Source organism: Synechococcus sp. CBW1002 (genome assembly GCF_015840915.1).
Lineage (GTDB): Bacteria > Cyanobacteriota > Cyanobacteriia > PCC-6307 > Cyanobiaceae > CBW1002.
This window is the reverse complement of record NZ_CP060398.1, coordinates 2,056,303-2,071,842: the sequence shown is the minus strand read 5'-3', so window position 1 is coordinate 2,071,842 and position 15,540 is coordinate 2,056,303. Positions and strand designations below refer to the sequence as shown.

Annotated in this window: 16 protein-coding genes and 1 other RNA gene; 9 read left to right on the top strand and 8 right to left on the bottom strand. The window is 64.5% G+C overall.

Features of this window, described 5'->3' with window-relative positions:
* Positions 1-172 precede the first annotated feature (172 nt).
* Positions 173-269, bottom strand: an RNA gene (gene ffs / locus H8F24_RS10010) — signal recognition particle sRNA small type.
* Between the two features lie 46 nt (positions 270-315).
* Between ffs and panB the strand changes: the two genes are divergently transcribed.
* Positions 316-1,146: a 3-methyl-2-oxobutanoate hydroxymethyltransferase gene (panB, locus tag H8F24_RS10005; RefSeq protein WP_197159099.1), complete on the top strand. Its 831-nt coding sequence runs from the start codon at positions 316-318 to the stop codon at positions 1,144-1,146.
* On the opposite strand, the gene H8F24_RS10000 is transcribed toward panB, so the two are convergent.
* Positions 1,040-2,356: a coproporphyrinogen-III oxidase family protein gene (locus tag H8F24_RS10000; protein ID WP_197153771.1), complete on the bottom strand. Its 1,317-nt coding sequence runs from the start codon at positions 2,354-2,356 to the stop codon at positions 1,040-1,042. The two genes, panB and H8F24_RS10000, sit on opposite strands and share 107 nt — an antisense overlap.
* 78 nt (positions 2,357-2,434) lie before the next feature.
* Here H8F24_RS10000 and H8F24_RS09995 point away from each other — a divergent pair, with 78 nt between their 5' ends.
* The 7 genes from H8F24_RS09995 (at position 2,435) to cbiB (ending at position 9,326) form a co-directional block, all read left to right on the top strand.
* The gene (locus H8F24_RS09995) at positions 2,435-3,571 is read left to right on the top strand and encodes a PIN/TRAM domain-containing protein (protein ID WP_197153770.1); all 1,137 of its coding nucleotides are present in this window, start codon (positions 2,435-2,437) and stop codon (positions 3,569-3,571) included.
* 30 nt (positions 3,572-3,601) lie between these two features.
* Positions 3,602-4,282, top strand: coding sequence for an ATP-dependent Clp protease proteolytic subunit (locus tag H8F24_RS09990; RefSeq protein ID WP_197153769.1), 681 nt, complete (start codon positions 3,602-3,604; stop codon positions 4,280-4,282).
* 71 nt (positions 4,283-4,353) lie between these two features.
* Positions 4,354-4,956, top strand: a complete 603-nt coding sequence (locus H8F24_RS09985; protein WP_197153768.1) for an ATP-dependent Clp protease proteolytic subunit — start codon at positions 4,354-4,356, stop codon at positions 4,954-4,956.
* Between the two features lie 3 nt (positions 4,957-4,959).
* Positions 4,960-6,012 (top strand): phytanoyl-CoA dioxygenase family protein, encoded by a 1,053-nt coding sequence (locus tag H8F24_RS09980; protein ID WP_197153767.1) that lies wholly within the window; start codon positions 4,960-4,962, stop codon positions 6,010-6,012.
* A gap of 64 nt (positions 6,013-6,076) precedes the next feature.
* Positions 6,077-7,072 (top strand): ketol-acid reductoisomerase, encoded by a 996-nt coding sequence (gene ilvC, locus H8F24_RS09975; RefSeq protein ID WP_197153766.1) that lies wholly within the window; start codon positions 6,077-6,079, stop codon positions 7,070-7,072.
* A gap of 70 nt (positions 7,073-7,142) precedes the next feature.
* Complete coding sequence (locus tag H8F24_RS09970; RefSeq protein WP_197169604.1) at positions 7,143-8,228, top strand: hypothetical protein; 1,086 nt, start codon at positions 7,143-7,145, stop codon at positions 8,226-8,228.
* A gap of 3 nt (positions 8,229-8,231) precedes the next feature.
* Positions 8,232-9,326 (top strand): adenosylcobinamide-phosphate synthase CbiB, encoded by a 1,095-nt coding sequence (cbiB, locus tag H8F24_RS09965; protein ID WP_231597706.1) that lies wholly within the window; start codon positions 8,232-8,234, stop codon positions 9,324-9,326.
* Here cbiB and H8F24_RS09960 read toward each other — a convergent pair.
* Positions 9,320-10,009, bottom strand: coding sequence for a sugar transferase (locus H8F24_RS09960; RefSeq protein ID WP_370594823.1), 690 nt, complete (start codon positions 10,007-10,009; stop codon positions 9,320-9,322). The two genes, cbiB and H8F24_RS09960, sit on opposite strands and share 7 nt — an antisense overlap.
* Before the next feature lie 186 nt (positions 10,010-10,195).
* A complete protein-coding gene (locus H8F24_RS09955; RefSeq protein ID WP_197169603.1) occupies positions 10,196-11,410 on the bottom strand; it encodes a glycosyltransferase in 1,215 nt (404 codons plus the stop codon).
* 109 nt (positions 11,411-11,519) lie between these two features.
* Between H8F24_RS09955 and H8F24_RS09950 the strand changes: the two genes are divergently transcribed.
* Positions 11,520-11,762, top strand: a complete 243-nt coding sequence (locus H8F24_RS09950) for a hypothetical protein (RefSeq protein ID WP_197153763.1) — start codon at positions 11,520-11,522, stop codon at positions 11,760-11,762.
* Here H8F24_RS09950 and H8F24_RS09945 read toward each other — a convergent pair.
* From H8F24_RS09945 to H8F24_RS09930, 4 genes are all read right to left on the bottom strand, one after another.
* Positions 11,723-12,085 (bottom strand): YciI family protein, encoded by a 363-nt coding sequence (locus H8F24_RS09945; RefSeq protein ID WP_197153762.1) that lies wholly within the window; start codon positions 12,083-12,085, stop codon positions 11,723-11,725. The genes H8F24_RS09950 and H8F24_RS09945 overlap by 40 nt on opposite strands.
* Positions 12,086-12,445: 360 nt before the next feature.
* Positions 12,446-13,504: an IS3 family transposase gene (locus tag H8F24_RS09940; RefSeq protein WP_197169602.1), complete on the bottom strand. Its 1,059-nt coding sequence runs from the start codon at positions 13,502-13,504 to the stop codon at positions 12,446-12,448.
* Positions 13,501-14,010, bottom strand: a complete 510-nt coding sequence (locus H8F24_RS09935) for a transposase (protein ID WP_197169601.1) — start codon at positions 14,008-14,010, stop codon at positions 13,501-13,503. The genes H8F24_RS09940 and H8F24_RS09935 overlap by 4 nt, the downstream gene beginning before the upstream one ends.
* Positions 14,011-14,109: 99 nt before the next feature.
* Positions 14,110-15,453 (bottom strand): IS110 family transposase, encoded by a 1,344-nt coding sequence (locus H8F24_RS09930; RefSeq protein ID WP_231597702.1) that lies wholly within the window; start codon positions 15,451-15,453, stop codon positions 14,110-14,112.
* Positions 15,454-15,540 lie beyond the last annotated feature (87 nt).

Below are 15,540 nucleotides of genomic sequence, written 5' to 3'. Positions count from 1 at the left end.
CTCCCTGGTTTCCTGGTTGCTACCGCTTGAGCGGAGCAATGTCTGAGAGGCCAGGTTCTGAGTGAAGGGATCATCACTCCGGCTGAAGGAGTCTCTCGCTCCAACAGTTGCCGGACTTCACTCTCCTGTTTCCCCTCCGATGACTTATCCGGAGGACTGTTGCAATCGAATGGGTGACCCGGAGTCCACGCCTGCTCTGAGCATCCCGTGTGGCTGCTCCCTTCCGGTCCTGACCAGATTTAGGCGTCAGGGCCGCGTGGGTCCGAGTCGAGGCAATGCTAGCAATGGGCCCTCCGCTGCCGTTCCGCCGTGCCCCTGCGCCCCGGTGATCTGCTGAGCCGCAAGCAAGCCGGCCTGCCGATCGCCATCCTCACCGCCTGGGATGCCCTCTCCGCGGCCCTGGTTGAGGAGGCGGGGGCCGATGCCGTGCTGGTCGGCGACTCCCTGGCCATGGTGGTGCTGGGGCATCCCACCACCCTGCCGGTGACGCTGGAGGAGATGCTGCACCACTGCCGGGCGGTGGGGCGGGGTCTGCGGCGGCCGCCGGCCCATCAGCCGCTGCTGATCTGCGATCTGCCATTTCTCAGCTATCAGTGCGGTCCCGATCAGGCGATGGCGGCGGCCGGCCGGGTGCTGAAGGACAGTCCGGCCGCCGCTGTGAAGCTGGAGGGGGCCGAACCGGAGACCCTGGCCGTGATGGACCGGTTGGTGCGTCATGGCATCCCGGTGATGGGGCATCTCGGGCTCACCCCCCAGGCCGTGCACCAGCTTGGCTATCGCCAGCAGGCAAACGATCCAGCCAGCCAGGAGCAGCTGAAGCGGCGTGCCAGGCAGCTGCAGGAGGTCGGCTGCTTTGCCCTGGTGCTGGAACATGTGCCATCGGCTCTGGCCACGGAACTCAGTCGGCAGCTGCTGCTGCCGGTGATCGGCATCGGCGCCGGCGATGGCTGTGATGGCCAGGTGCGGGTCACCGCCGATCTGCTTGGTCTGACCCACCGCCAGCCACCCTTCAGCCCGCCGCTGATCGATGGCCGCGGCCTCAGTGTGGAAGCTCTTCGGGGCTGGGTCGCGGGGCTGAACGCTTCGCCTGCCGCTCCTCCCACCCCTGATACCAGTCCAGCAGCTCCCGCAGCACCGCATTGCTGAGGGCAAGCCCCTTGGGATCGCTCAGGCGCCAGCGGGGGCCCTCGATCAGCAGCTGCCCGCCCTCCAGGAAGGACTGCAGTCGCTCTTGCAACGCGATCAGATCAGCTGCCGCCAGCCCATGGGAGCGGGCCAGTGCGGCCAGATTCACCCCCTCCCGCCGCCGTAACCCCACCAGCAGGCGCTCATCCAGCGGCATCCCCATGCTCTGGCTTGCCCCTGCGGCATCGGCGTTGTTCGGATCGGCTGCCGCGGCCAGCCAGGTGGCATAAGCCTCGCGGGTGCGAGGGCGGGCCAGCCGCGCGCCATCGGGAGCGCTGGTGGCCCCCATGCCAAAGCCCCACCAGCCGCCTCCGCTCCAGTAGACGCGGTTGTGGCGCGAGGCATGGCCAGGTCGGGCGTAGTTGGAGATCTCGTAATGGCCGTAGCCGGCAGCCTGAAGCCGCTCCCAGGTGAGCTCCATCAGATCCGCACCAAGATCCCCGTCCGGCAGATCCAGATTCCCCTGCTCCAGGCGACGGGCGAACACCGTGCCCGGCTCCACGATCAGGTCATAAATCGACAGGTGGGGAGGCGCCTGGGCCACCGCCGCCTCCAACTGGGCCCGCCAGTGGCGTTGCACCGCCTCAGCGGCCCCAGCAGCGGTCTCTGAGGCCTCTGGGGCCGCCAGCATCAGGGGCAGACCCTGGATCAGATCCAGGCTCCAGCTGCGCAGGCTGCCGCGTCGTTGGGCGGCGGCCAGCCAGCCGCAGGCCTCCAGCAGATCAGAACGGCGGTGCCGCCGCCCCAGGCCCGCCAGCACGGTGTCGTCGAAGCTCTGGCCCCCCAGGCTGACCCGGTTGATGCCCGCCGACAAATAGCCCTCCAGCCGCGTCTGATCGAAACTGGCCGGATCGAGCTCCAGGCTGAGTTCGGCGCCTGCCGCCAGCCCATAGCGCCTCTGCAGCGACGCCAGCAGCCCCTCCACCTGCTCCGGCGTCAGCAGCGACGGTGTGCCGCCGCCCAGGTACACGGTGGAGAGGGATGGCCCCGGGGGCGACGCGGCGATCTCCGCCTCCAGCAGGGCCAGATAGGCGGGAATCGAGGGTGAGCGGCTGCCATCGGCCCGATCCCCCAGGGGTACCACCGGGAAGTCGCAGTAGAAGCAACGGCGATGGCAGAAGGGAATGTGCAGATAGGCACTGCGCGGTGGCCATGGCCATGGGGCCGTCATGGGCGGTTACCTGGCGCAGCCAAACAGGCGGGGATCCGGCATGCTGCCCGCACCTGCACATTGAGCCCCACCGGGCGGATGCTGGACACCCTCATCCTGATCCTGTTCCTGATCTCCGGCGCCGCCACCGGCTGGCTGGGCGTTGATCTGCTGCCCGAACCGCTGCTGCTGCAGGTCACCAACCTGGAAGGTCTGCGCTGGGTGATGGGGGGCTTCGGCGCCTTCTTCGGGCTGATCGCCGGTATCTTCTTCGGCCAGCTGCGCCGCCGCCTGATGGCCCAGGTGCGCAGCATGCCCACCGATCTGCTGGTCAGCCGGGCGGTGGGGCTCATCCTCGGTCTGCTGGTGGCCAACCTGTTATTGGCTCCGATTCTGCTGCTGCCCCTGCCGTGGGAAGTGGTGCTGGTGAAGCCATTGGCGGCAGTGCTCAGCAACGTGTTCTTCGGTGTGTCCGGCTACAACCTGGCCGAGGTGCATGGCCGCACCCTGTTGCGCCTGTTCAATCCGTCCAGCACCGAAGCGATGCTGGTGGCCGATGGCGTGTTGCAGCCCGCTACGGCCAAGATTCTCGACACCAGTGTGATCATTGACGGCCGCATCCGTGGCCTGCTGGATTCGGGGCTGCTGGAAGGCCAGGTGATCGTGGCCCAGGCCGTGATCGACGAGCTCCAGGCCCTGGCCGACTCCGGCAATGCCGAGAAGCGCGGCAAGGGGCGCCGCGGCCTCAAGCTGCTCACCGAACTGCGCACCGACTACGGCCGGCGGCTGGTGGTGAACAGCACCCGCTACGAGGGCGCCGGCGCCGACGACAAGCTGCTCGCCCTCACCGCAGACACCGGCGGCACTCTGTTGACCGCCGACTACAACCTGGCCCAGGTGGCCCAGGTGAAGCAGCTGCGGGTGCTCAACCTCAGCGAGCTGGTGATCGCCCTGCGTCCCGAGGTGCAGCCCGGCGACGGCCTGCAGCTGAAGATCGTGCGCGAGGGCAAGGAGGCGGCCCAGGGGGTGGGCTACCTGGAAGACGGCACCATGGTGGTGGTGGAAGACGCCAGCGGTCGCATCGGCGAACGCCTGCCGGTGGTGGTGACCGGGGCTCTCCAGACTCCCTCCGGTCGCATGGTCTTTGCCCGCTGCGAACCGCAGCCCTCTGGCGGCAAGACGGGCGGAAAGCCGACCCCCACAGCCCCTCGCGGCAGCCAGACCAACCCCCGCTAGGCTCCTGGCCAAGCCTCAGGTGCTCAGCGGATGTCGGTGTCGGCCCCCTACTACGGCGATTCAGCCGTCCTGCGCACGCCGCCGCCGGACCTGCCCAGCCTCCTGCTGAAGGAGCGGATCGTCTATCTCGGTCTGCCCCTGTTCAGCGACGACGATGCCAAGCGGCAGATGGGCATCGACGTGACTGAGCTGATCATTGCCCAGTTGCTCTACCTGGAGTTCGACAATCCGGAGAAGCCGATCTTCTTCTACATCAACTCCACCGGCACCAGCTGGTATTCGGGTGATGCCATCGGCTTCGAGACCGAGGCCTTCGCCATCGCCGACACGCTCCGCTATGTGAAGCCGCCGGTCCACACCATCTGCATCGGCCAGGCCATGGGCACGGCCGCCATGATCCTGTCGGCCGGCACGAAAGGCCACCGAGCCGCCCTGCGTCATGCCTCGATCGTGCTGCATCAGCCCCGCAGCGGCGCCCGTGGCCAGGCCACCGACATCCAGATCCGGGCCAAGGAAGTGCTGCACAACAAGCAGACCATGCTCGAGATGCTGGCCGCCAACACCGGCAAGAGCGTCGAGCAGCTCTCGCGCGACTCCGACCGCATGACTTACCTCACGGCCGAGGAAGCTGTGGAGTATGGCCTGATTGACCGGGTGCTCACCAGCCAGAAGGATCTGCCCGGCCCCGCCAAGGCGGCCGGCATCAGCTGAGCCGATCAGTTTCGTTCCAGTGCGGCCCCGGCCGCCATCCCCCAGTTCCCCTCCGCCACTCGCACGTCGTCATGCCCATCGGCACCCCCAGCGTTCCCTACCGCTTGCCCGGCAGCCAGTACGAGCGCTGGGTCGACATCTATACCCGCCTTGGGGTGGAGCGCATCCTGTTTCTTGGCTCCGAGGTGACCGATGCCGTGGCCAATGCCCTGGTGGCCCAGATGCTGTATCTGGATTCTGATGATAACTCCAAGCCGATTTATCTCTACATCAACTCTCCTGGTGGATCGGTGACCGCCGGCTTGGCGATCTTCGACACCATGCAGTATGTCAAGAGCGATGTGGTGACCATCTGTGTTGGCCTGGCGGCCAGCATGGGCGCTTTCCTGCTGGCCGCCGGCACGAAAGGCAAGCGGCTGGCGCTGCCCCACAGCCGGATCATGATTCACCAACCCCTCGGCGGCACCAGTCAGCGACAGGCCTCGGACATTGAGATCGAAGCCAAGGAGATCCTGCGCATGAAGGACATGCTGAACAACAGCATGGCTGAGATGACGGGCCAACCCTTTGAGAAGATCGAGAAGGACACCGATCGAGATTATTTCCTCAGCGCCGCTGAGGCCAAGGATTATGGACTGATTGATCGTGTGATTGCCCACCCGAGCGAGGCCTGAGCCGTGAAGGATGCAGCGGCATCCTCAGAACAGGAGCAGGGGGCGTCAGCTCATTCCACCAGGAATCTCCTGCCGGGGCTGCCGCTGGTCGATTCACCGTTGTTCCCCACTCTCCGATCCAAGGGTGCGTTTGGCCAATATCTCGCTGCAGCGGAATCCCTTCACAACAAAGGATATGCCATTGTAGATCTTGATGAAGCCACGATTGCAACCTTTGCGGAACCTATCTGCAGCTCCCTGAAGCCATGCTTCGATCTTGCTGCTTGGCGCCACTCGACGGATCACCATTCCCTTCGCATCCAGGATGCCTGGAAGAACGAAGCCAGCGTGAGGCATCTGGCGCTTCTTCCTGAAATCCTCGATCTTCTGGAGACTGTCTATGGGCGCAAACCCTTTGCCTTTCAGACCCTCAATTTTCCAGTCGGAACTCAGCAGCACTTTCACAGTGATGCGGTCCACTTTCACAGTGAGCCAGCCGGATTCATGTGTGGAGTCTGGATTGCCTTGGAAGACATCCACTCCGATTCAGGCCCCTTGGAGTACTTCCCATGCAGTCACCGGCTTCCCTACCTCCAGCTTCGCGATATCGGCAAGCAGGTGTCGGACGACCTCCCAGCCACTCAGGAGATTTTCCATGCTGTCTGGCAGGCCATGGTCCGCAGTGAAGGACTGCAGAAGCTGACCTTCACGCCTCGGCGGGGTCAGGCGTTGATCTGGGCGGCCAATCTGTTGCACGGGGGGGCGGCCGTCAGGGATCGGGGCCTAACGCGATGGAGCCAGGTCACCCATTACTTCTTCGAAAACTGTCTTCACTACACGCCTCTGCACAGCGACTGGCCATGGGGCTCAATCGCCTGGCGCAGGCCCCTGGATGCGGCGACCGGTGCGATCAGACCAGTCACCATCCCCGACTGGAAAGACGATGCTCTGATCGCACGGTTGGCCGACTTCACTCCTGAGAACTATCTGACGGTCAATCCTGATGTGAAGGCAGCGGGGGTGAATCCCTGGGTCCACCTGCTTCGGCATGGATTGCGAGAAAGACGGTCCTGGTGACGTCTGCTTGAAGGATCCCCTTGGGCGCAGCCGTACACTCGCCGTTTGCCCTGCCCGCCGCCGGATGGCCCAGCTCTTCTACGACTCCGATGCTGATCTCAGCCTGCTGAACGGCAAGACGGTGGCGATCATCGGCTATGGCTCCCAGGGCCATGCCCATGCCCTCAACCTCAAGGACAGCGGCGTCAACGTGGTGGTGGGCCTGTATGAGGGCAGTCGCTCGGCCGACAAGGCCAGGGCCGATGGCCTGGAGGTGCTGAGTGTGGCCGATGCGGCCGCCAAGGCCGACTGGATCATGGTGCTGCTGCCCGATGAGGCCCAGAAAGCGGTGTATGAGGCGGAGATCGCGCCGCACCTGAGCGCCGGCAAGGTGCTGAGCTTCGCCCATGGGTTCAATATCCGCTTCGAGCTGATCAAGCCCCCCGCCGATGTGGATGTGGTGATGATCGCCCCCAAGGGCCCTGGGCACACGGTGCGCTGGGAGTACCAGAACGGCATGGGCGTGCCTGCCCTGTTCGCCATCCACCAGGACGCCTCCGGCAATGCCCGCGGCCTGGCGATGGCCTACGCCAAGGGCATCGGTGGGACCCGTGCCGGCATTCTCGAGACCAATTTCAAGGAAGAGACCGAGACCGATCTGTTCGGTGAGCAGGCCGTGCTCTGCGGTGGCCTCAGTGAGCTGGTCAAGGCTGGCTTCGAGACCCTGGTGGAGGCCGGCTACCAGCCGGAGCTGGCCTACTTCGAGTGCCTGCACGAAGTGAAGCTGATCGTCGATCTGATGGTGAAGGGCGGCCTCACCGCCATGCGCGACTCGATCTCCAACACCGCCGAATACGGCGACTATGTGAGCGGTCCGCGCCTGATCACGGCCGACACCAAGGCCGAGATGAAGCGCATCCTGGCCGACATCCAGGACGGTACCTTCGCCCGCAACTTCGTGGCCGAATGCGAGGCCGGCAAGCCCGAGATGACCAAGGCCCGCAATCGCGACGCCGCCCATCCGATCGAGCAGGTGGGCAAGGGTCTGCGTTCGATGTTCAGCTGGCTCAAGGCCGCCTGATCCCGACCCGGCGCCTGTCACCATTCTGGGTCCGTGCCCTGCCGGCACGGACCGTTGTCGTGACCGCCCCATGCGCTCGCTCCGCCTCTCCCTGCTCTGGGGCAGCGCCCAGGCCGGCACCAGCCTCACCCTGGCCTCCACCGCCTGGATGGTGAGCGGCCTGACGCCGTCGCCGCTGCTCAACAGCCTGTTGCCGGCCCTCGGCACCCTGCCGGTGCTGTTGCCGCTGCGGCGCCGAGCCTCCGGCTATGGACTGCAGCTGGTCAGCGTGCTGCTGCTGCTGGGCGTGAGTCTGGGCAAGGCCTCCAGCTGGCCGGACATCGGGCTGCTGATCGCATCCCTGCTGGCGGTGTTGCTGTTCGGCATCGGCGGGGAACTGAGCCAGTTGCCGTTGCAGCGGCGCCTGCTGCGCAACCCGGAGCTCTCGATCGAACGCCTGCGGCAGGGCAGTGACCTCGGCTCCCTGGCGGGCAACCTGCTCACGGCCGTGTTGTTTCCGGCCGTGAGGCAGTTCGTGCCGGCTCTGTTGTTGCTGCTTCCCCTCGGGGCCACTGCTCTGATGCCGCGGGAGCAGGCTCCGGTTGGCTCGGCTGATGGCGCTGCGGAAGCGACTGCCGCGGCTGCGGCCCTGCCCTCGATGGCCCCGCTGCCCCTGGATCGCCACTGTGTGCTGCAGGGGCTGCTGTTCGGCAGCCTCTTCGCGCTGCTGCCCCTCTGGGTGCGGGCCGTGGGGGCAGGCAACTGCTTTGACTTCGCCATGGTGCTGGCGGCCTACGGCGTGGGCCGCAGCCTTCAGGGCCGCCTGCCGGTTCTGGCGACCTGGGCCCGCTATGGGCTGATGGCTGGCCTGCTGCTGCTGACCCAGGTTCAAGCCTTGCCGGGCTGGGGGGCGGTGCTGCTGTTCGTGCCCATCGGGGCTCTGGCTGCCGCCGCTGATGGAGCCTTGGTGGATCGCCTGGCCGTTCGGGGCGACGCTCCCCTGCGCTGGCAGACCTTGCAGCGCTCCGGCGCTGTGGGCGGCCTGGCCGGCAGCCTGGCGATGGGCCTGCTCACCCAGTCGCTGGGCCTGGGCCAAGCCATTCCGCTGCAGGTGCTCGCCTTTGTGGCGATGGCGCTGCTGCTGGGCCGGCCGCCACGGCCTGCGGTCTCCAGCTGAGCGATGGAGGCCTCTGTCCTGCCGCCGCTGCTGCGGCTGGTCCCCCTCGCCCCGATGCTCGCGGTTCTGGCGGGCGTGGCCCTGGATCGGCTGGTGGGTGATCCGCAGCGCTGGCTTCACCCGGTGCAGGTGATCGGCTGGGGCATCGGATGGTTCCGTCGGGTTGCTGAAGATTGGGCGGGCGATCGGCCCGGACGCTTGCGCCTGGCTGGCACCGGCCTCACCCTGCTGGTGGTCGGTCTGAGCGGCCTGGCTGGTTGGCAGGTCGAGCGGCTGACCCTTGTGCATCCGGTCGCGCTGCCGCTGCTGGTGATCGCCCTGGCCAGTGCTCTGGCCGGCCGCAGCCTGGAGCAGGCTGTCCGGGCCGTCGTCGCGGCTCTGCCGCCGTTCACGTCAGGGCGCTCGCCCGCTGATCTGGAGCTGGCCCGCCAGCGGCTGGCCTGGATCGTGGGCCGCGATGTGGATGGCCTGTGCCGCTCTGAGATCCTGCGGGCTGCCGCGGAAACCGCCAGCGAGAACGCGGTGGATGGTGTGTTCGCGCCCCTGTTCTGGATGCTGCTGGGTGCGCTGCTCTGGTGCGCCTGGCCTGATCGTGCTCTGGTCGTCCTGCCCGGCCCCCTCTGCCTGGCCTGGAGCTTCAAGGCGGCCAGCACCCTGGATTCGATGCTCGGTTACCGCCAGGGCCGTCTGCGTTGGCTCGGCACCGCCGGCGCCCGCCTCGATGATCTGCTCACCTGGCTGCCCTGCCGGCTGGTGGCCCTGAGCCTGCCGTTGGCGGCGGGTCGGCCAGGTTCAGCCCTGGTGAATTGTCGCCGGGCTCTGTTGCAGGGGAGGCCGGACCCGTCCCCCAATGCAGGCGTCTCTCAAGCCGCCTATGCCCTGGCAGCGGATGTGCACCTGGGGGGGCTGAACCATTACGGCGGCCTACAGAAGCTGAAGCCGGTGCTCCATGCCGCCGGAAGGCCCGCCGATGCACTGGCGGTGACCCGCATGCTTCAGCTCACCAGACGGCTCACGGGGCTGTGGTTGCTGTCGGCCCTCGCCATTGCCCTTGCCCTTGGCGGTTGCATTGACGTGTCACCGTGGTCGACTCAGTAAGCGCCGCGGTCCGTGGGGTCGAGGATGACACTGAAGGTGCGCAGGATGATGCGCAGGTCCATCCAGAAACTCCGGTGCCGCGCGTAGGACACATCCAACTTGACCCGCTTGGCATAGGTGAGGTTGTTGCGGCCGGAGACCTGCCATAGGCCGGTCAGACCGGGCCGCACGGCCAACACTTCATCCATACGGTCGGCGTAGCGATCCAGCTCCTTTTCCACGATCGGCCGCGGACCCACCACGCTCATCTCACCGCGCAGCACATTCACGAACTGGGGCAACTCGTCAAGGCTGGAGCGACGCAGGAATTTGCCGAGGCGGGTGATGCGTGGATCCTTGCGCAGCTTGAAGTCGTTGCGGTATTCCTCCTCCAGATCGGGCGATTCCGCCAGCAGGGCGGAGAGCAACCTGTCGGCATCGCGCCGCATCGTGCGGAACTTGATGCAGCCAAAGCTGCGATAGCCCCGTCCCACCCGCTGCTGCACATAGAACACCGGCCCGCGGGAGGTGAGCCTGACCAGAAGGGCGAGCAGCAGGAACACCGGCGCACCCAGGCTGAGCACCGCCAGCGAAAACACGATGTCGCCGCTGCGCTTGATCACCCGCGAGCGCCTCGACTGCAGGCGAATCAGCTGATGGGCGGAGGGTCGCTTCACCAGTATGAGCGGGGAGGGCAGGGACAGCCGCCGCAGGGTTCCTGGCGGGGCCGTCCAGGCACCGACCAGGGAACCACCCCCAGAGAAAGCAGGGGTGGGTGCGGCGGAGATGGACGCGGACCCTGCGTTGGCAGGTCGGGAGGCAGGGGCAAGAAACGTAGCGGCAGACGGCAGCGAAGCCGCACGGCGGTGGCGGCAATCTAAAAATCGGAGTCAGGCCGCCCCATCAATCGGTGGCAGCTCCTCCAGAGGCACAGGGGCCCTGGCATGGGCGAGGCGGTGGCGATGGGCTAGCCACAGGGTCTCCAACCGCTCCTGCATGCGGCGACGGAAGCAGGCCGGGGAGAAACGCTGGGCCCAGTCGTGCTGGGCGTCAGCGGGAAACCGCCGCCAGAGCCGCTCCGTGTGGAAGTGATCCAGGGCCGCCGCCAGGCTCTCCACCGATTGATCAGGGAACAACAGCCCGGTGGGCTGGGCCGCGCCGCTCTCCAGACAACGCACACTATCCAGCAGGCCGCCCTGCCCCAGCGCGATCACAGGGGCGCCGGCCGCCATTGCCTCCACCGGCGCGATCCCGAAATCCTCCAGCCCCGCATAGACGTAGGCACGGCACTGTTGCAACCAGGTGGTCACCTCATCGGCGGGGCGGTGGCCGAGAAACTGGACGTTGGGGCCTGCCATGGCTTCGAGTCGCCGTCGTTCGGGCCCATCGCCGATCACCACCAGCGGTAACCCGAGGCGATTGAAGGCTCCCACCACCAGATCGACCCGCTTGTAGGGCACCAACCTGCAGACGCTGAGATAGGTGTCGCTGCGAGGCTGGTCCCAGCGGAATCGAGCCACCTCGACCGGCGGATGCACCACCGTGGCGGTGCGTCGCCAGCAGCGCTGGATCCGGCGGGCAGTGAAGCGGGAATTGGCGATCAGATGGTCGACCCGGCTGCTGCTCACCACGTCCCACTGACGCAGGCGATGCAGCTGGCCGCGGATCAGCGGTCCGAGCGGACTGCGCGCCAGGGCGGAGCGCGCCAGATAGGCATGCATCTGATCCCAGGCGTATCGAACCGGCGTATGGACATAGCTCACATGCAGCTGATCGGGTCCGGTGATCACACCCTTGGCCACCAGATGGTTGCTGCTCAGCACCAGCGGGTAGCCGCCCAGGTCGAGCTGCTCGATCGCCAGGGGCAATAGGGGCAGGTACTGCTGCACATGGCTGACGCCCCACGGCAGCGTCTGGATGAAGGAGGTCTCAATCCGCCGGCCATGCAGCCAGCTCCCCGGTCGCTGACTCTCCCCATCCACCAGGGCAAAGAGCTGGGGATGGAGCAGGGCATCGAGCTGCTCGACCACGGCCTCCGCCCCCCCCACCGCCCGGGGTGTGAACCACTCGTGCACCAGCGCGATCGAGGTGGGCAGGGCTGTCATGGCGGGAAGGTTAGGCGGCCTTCATCACGAAAACTCTCAGCACCTTGCCCCCTCTGGGTCAGCTGTCGAAGCTGGGGCCACCACTTGGGAGTTCCCGCTACGGGTCACCATGCCCATCCGCGAACTGCTCGAAGACGCCCTGCAGGAACCTGCCATCGGCACGACTCCCTGCTTCAGCTGGCATGCAACCCCGGTCGGTATCGCTGCGCTCTGGTGTGCCGGTGAGGCTCCATCGGCTCCTCCGTTCGATGACGCCCTCAAGGAAGGTCTCCAGGTGGGGCTTGACCTGAGCCGGGAGGAACGTGAATTCCATCAACTCAGCTCAGGGCTGGTGCTGCTGTTCCACTCCTGAGGGGGACCAGCGAGCTCGCCTGCCACCACGCACCACTCGTGCACAACCCAGCGCACGCAGCCCTGGCGCACCAGCGGATCGCAGGAGACCAGCCGTTCGGCCTCGTCGCGATCGCTGGCCATGAACAACAACATCCCGCCAGCTCCACTGAGGCCCTGACGATCCCTCCAGTAGCCGCTGCTGGGGCGATGACCCGCAGCCTCCAGCTCAGCCAGCCAGCCCCGATGGGCCGGCACCGCCGCATCGAAGCGTGCCTTGTCCACGATGCCCTCCTCGAGCTTCACGAACCAGCGCTGTCTTGTCGCCCGCTCCACTGCGCCCATGCCGCTGGCCCCAAAATTAGGAAGCGCTGTCGTATCCAAGGGTGCTGTCGTGACCTGAGGCGCCAGATGCTGAGGTTTAGAGTCTCGTCACCGGGGCGTGGCGCAGCTTGGTAGCGCGGGTGCTTTGGGAGCACTAGGCGGCGCCTATCAGCAAAGATGTCCGCTCAGGGTACTGATCTGAGTACCTCAGAAAGCCTACTCCGGATGGAGGATCATGGGCTTCGAGATCGGATGTTGATCGTCATCGCGCGTTGATCAGGAGCGCAGGCTTGAGCGGCCGGCCCCCGGTCGGAGGCTGAGGCCGGCCCGCCTCTTGCGGGCGGTCCAACCACAACCCCCTGGGGCCTGGGTTTCTGATCTTCAAGCAGCGACAGTGTCCTGCGGTCTGGGATGGTTGACCCGCACGACTGTTGGCTGAGCCCAATCGCGAGGTGGCCTGGCCCAGCGGCGTGGATGTTGCGCACGCGCCTGCTCATAGGTCTGCTGACGGACTCTGCAGATCGCGTCAGCTTCTCCGTAGTGACGTTGATTGGGCGTCACATACTTGATGCCGCTGTGACGATGCTCAGCGTTGTACCAGTCAACAAAACCATCGACCCAGGCACGCACTGAGAGAAGATCCCGGAAACGACGCACTGGATAGCTCTGGTGATATTTCATGGTTCGGAACCATGACTCAACGTAGGCGTTGTCATTGCTCACCCGCGGCCGCGAGAATGACAGGGAGATGCCGAGCTCGGCCAGCTTGGCGGCCAAGGTGTAGGAGCGCATGGGTGCTCCGTTATCGGCGTGCAGGATCGTGGTCGACCCCGAGCTGATCCCTTCATCACGGCAGACACGATCAAAGAAGTGCTTGGCCAGTTCGCCGCATTCACGATCGTGCACCTCAACGCCAAGGATGCGCCGGCTCCACACATCCATCACCATATAAAGGTAGTAGAATTGACCCTTCGCAGGCCCCGGCAACAGGGTGATATCCCAGGCCAGCACTTGATGGATGCCCGTTGCCTCCAGCACGGGTGGCTCTCTTGGCTCCCGCGGTGGGCGGCTCCTGCCGCGATGATTTAACAGGCCTTCCTGGCGCATGATGCGGTAAATCGTTGACTCCGATCCCACGTAGACTCCCTCCTCGGCAAGGATCGCCACGATCTGACCAGGCGTGAGATCGGCAAAGCGTGGATCGTTGACAGTGGACAACACCTGTTGGCGCTCCTCCTCGCTGAAACGATGCATGACATGCCTGGACGCTCCCTTGCGTTGATCGCAGCTGAATCCCTGGGTCCGAATCATCAAGCCCCATCGCCTCAGCGTGCGTGTCGCCAGGCCGAAAAGATCAGCAATGGCCTTGGCCGAAAGGCCACGACTGATGCCTTCCTGTAGAAGCGCGACGATCGCACCGCGATCGCCAGACGGAATCAAGGATCCTCGTCCGGTTGAAAGATCTGGTTGAACTTTTTTGAGAGCATCAACAACGTCGCCGCTTCTGTCAGTGCTTTTTCTTTCTTCTGCAATTCACGCTCCAGCTGGCGATTCCGCCGGACCAGTTCCTGATTCTTGCGTTGCAGTTCCCGCTGATCAGCCATGCTCGGCGCGCTGGGGCCATTGGCATCCTCGGCGGCCTGGCGCCAACGGGCAACCTGCTTGGGGTACAGCCCCCGCTCCCTGCAGAACGACCCGAGCTCGCTTCCGTTCAGTCCTGCGGCCTGGATCACGGCTGCCAGCTTGTCGGCAGCGCTCCACTGCTCCGGCGGCCGGTTCGTGGCAGGCACCAGCTGGCCCTGCTTCTGCCACTGGCTCCGCCAGTTGTAGATGGTCTGCGCCGTGATCCCGGTGTCGCGGGCGATCTCAGCCACGCTCTCAAGGTTCGGAGGGCTCATCCGCAGGCGGACGGCTTGCCGCAGAGCGGCGTCATAGGGCGGTTGCATAGTCGTCGGTTGGGCCCCCAGGTGGACGGGTCAAACCGAGCGGACTTCTTCCTAAGAAACACCAACGGCCAACAGGGATCTCGGCTGACTGACCACACCTCAAGCAGAGGCAACAAGTTGAAAACCAAGGGCAATGGCGCGTCGCTGGAGACCACGAATCTGACGATCCCTTGATTCCTCCTGATATGCGGCAGCACCGGGATCCTGATATACCAAACCATCACGGAGCGTCTTGTAGTAAAGAATGGCAAGCTTTCGGGCAGTAGCAATTAATGCTTTACTCTTTCCGGCACGTGCTGCCAGACGACGTTGAAAAGCACCCAGTGCAGTATTCGTTCTTCCCAGCGGTACGGCAGCCATCCAAAAGGCACTACCTGCTCGCGTAGTGCCCTGTCGTGTTCGTGAAGAAAGTACCTTTCCCCCTGAGATCCTGTTCTGAGGACTGAGTCCCAGCCATGACACAAAATGCTGGGCACTGGGCCAGCGCTTCATGTCCAACCCACACTCACTAATGAGCGTGAGAACTGTTGTTGGTCCTAATCCCGGAAGCCTTAGAAGATTGTGGCCTGACAAGGCTTGAATTAGGTGGGTTGGGTTAAATGCAAAGCCATGTCCGCATATCTTCCAATCCCCAGGTTGACTGCCTGGATCTTGATAGTCCGAGCCGGCAAGCTCTGTCATCAATGATTGTGCCGCAAGCTCGCAGGCCCTGATCTTCTCTGAATAGGTGTCAAAGAGCTCAACTGCGATCTTCAAAGAGAACAAGTGATCGTCTTGGTAGTTCCCCTCAAGAGCAGCCGCAATTGTTGCCGCGCTCTCCTTGCAGCGTCTGTCTCGGAGAGAAGCGAGTCTTTCGGGGTCCCTCTCACCTGAAAGTATGGCATCGATGATTCGCCTACCGGTTAGTCCGCTGATATCTCTGACAACATGATGAAGCTGAAGATTCATAAGCATCAGCGCCTTCTGGATGTGTTGCTGATGAGACGAGCGGTATCGAACAAGTTGATCACGCTGCCGCAGATATGAGCGTAGTTCTGTGATTTTTTGGTCTGGACGAAAGCTTGCTCTCACCAGGCCGTAGCTGTGGAGCTGCTGAAGCCATTGTGCATCGTTGATATCCGTCTTGCGGCCCGGAACATTCTTGGCGTGCCTGGCATTAACAAGAAAGACGTCAATGCCTTTGCCAGAGAGAATCTCGTAAAGCGGAACCCAGTAGATTCCAGTGGACTCCATGGCAATGGTGCTAATTCCAACTGCCAGCAGCCATTCGGCGAGTGCGATTAGATCCTTTGTGAAGCTTGAAAACTTGCGGACGGGATTCGGATCAAGCTCGACAGGAACAGCAACAACGTGGAATCTACTGCCGACATCAATTCCAGCGGAACGAGGGTTAATGACTTTCAGACGAGCTCGGCGCTTGCCTGCTGAAATTGGTTCTCCCATGGCTTAAGGACTCACTAGGTGATCGGGAGGGCATCAGGCAGGATTCGCGCACTAAAATCAGCAAATTCCTAATCGGGATCGGCCGAC

Excerpts from the sequence above, each read along its gene's own strand:
- H8F24_RS09955 (WP_197169603.1), bottom strand. The coding sequence starts at position 11,410 with ATGACAGCCCTGCCCACCTCGATCGCGCTGGTGCACGAGTGGTTCACA.
- H8F24_RS09950 (WP_197153763.1), top strand. The coding sequence starts at position 11,520 with ATGCCCATCCGCGAACTGCTCGAAGACGCCCTGCAGGAACCTGCCATC.
- H8F24_RS09990 (WP_197153769.1), top strand. The coding sequence starts at position 3,602 with ATGTCGGTGTCGGCCCCCTACTACGGCGATTCAGCCGTCCTGCGCACG.
- H8F24_RS09945 (WP_197153762.1), bottom strand. The coding sequence starts at position 12,085 with ATGGGCGCAGTGGAGCGGGCGACAAGACAGCGCTGGTTCGTGAAGCTC.
- H8F24_RS09935 (WP_197169601.1), bottom strand. The coding sequence starts at position 14,010 with ATGCAACCGCCCTATGACGCCGCTCTGCGGCAAGCCGTCCGCCTGCGG.
- H8F24_RS09930 (WP_231597702.1), bottom strand. The coding sequence starts at position 15,453 with ATGGGAGAACCAATTTCAGCAGGCAAGCGCCGAGCTCGTCTGAAAGTC.
- H8F24_RS09970 (WP_197169604.1), top strand. The coding sequence starts at position 7,143 with ATGCGCTCGCTCCGCCTCTCCCTGCTCTGGGGCAGCGCCCAGGCCGGC.
- H8F24_RS10000 (WP_197153771.1), bottom strand. The coding sequence starts at position 2,356 with ATGACGGCCCCATGGCCATGGCCACCGCGCAGTGCCTATCTGCACATT.
- H8F24_RS09995 (WP_197153770.1), top strand. The coding sequence starts at position 2,435 with ATGCTGGACACCCTCATCCTGATCCTGTTCCTGATCTCCGGCGCCGCC.
- H8F24_RS09985 (WP_197153768.1), top strand. The coding sequence starts at position 4,354 with ATGCCCATCGGCACCCCCAGCGTTCCCTACCGCTTGCCCGGCAGCCAG.
- ilvC (WP_197153766.1), top strand. The coding sequence starts at position 6,077 with ATGGCCCAGCTCTTCTACGACTCCGATGCTGATCTCAGCCTGCTGAAC.
- cbiB (WP_231597706.1), top strand. The coding sequence starts at position 8,232 with ATGGAGGCCTCTGTCCTGCCGCCGCTGCTGCGGCTGGTCCCCCTCGCC.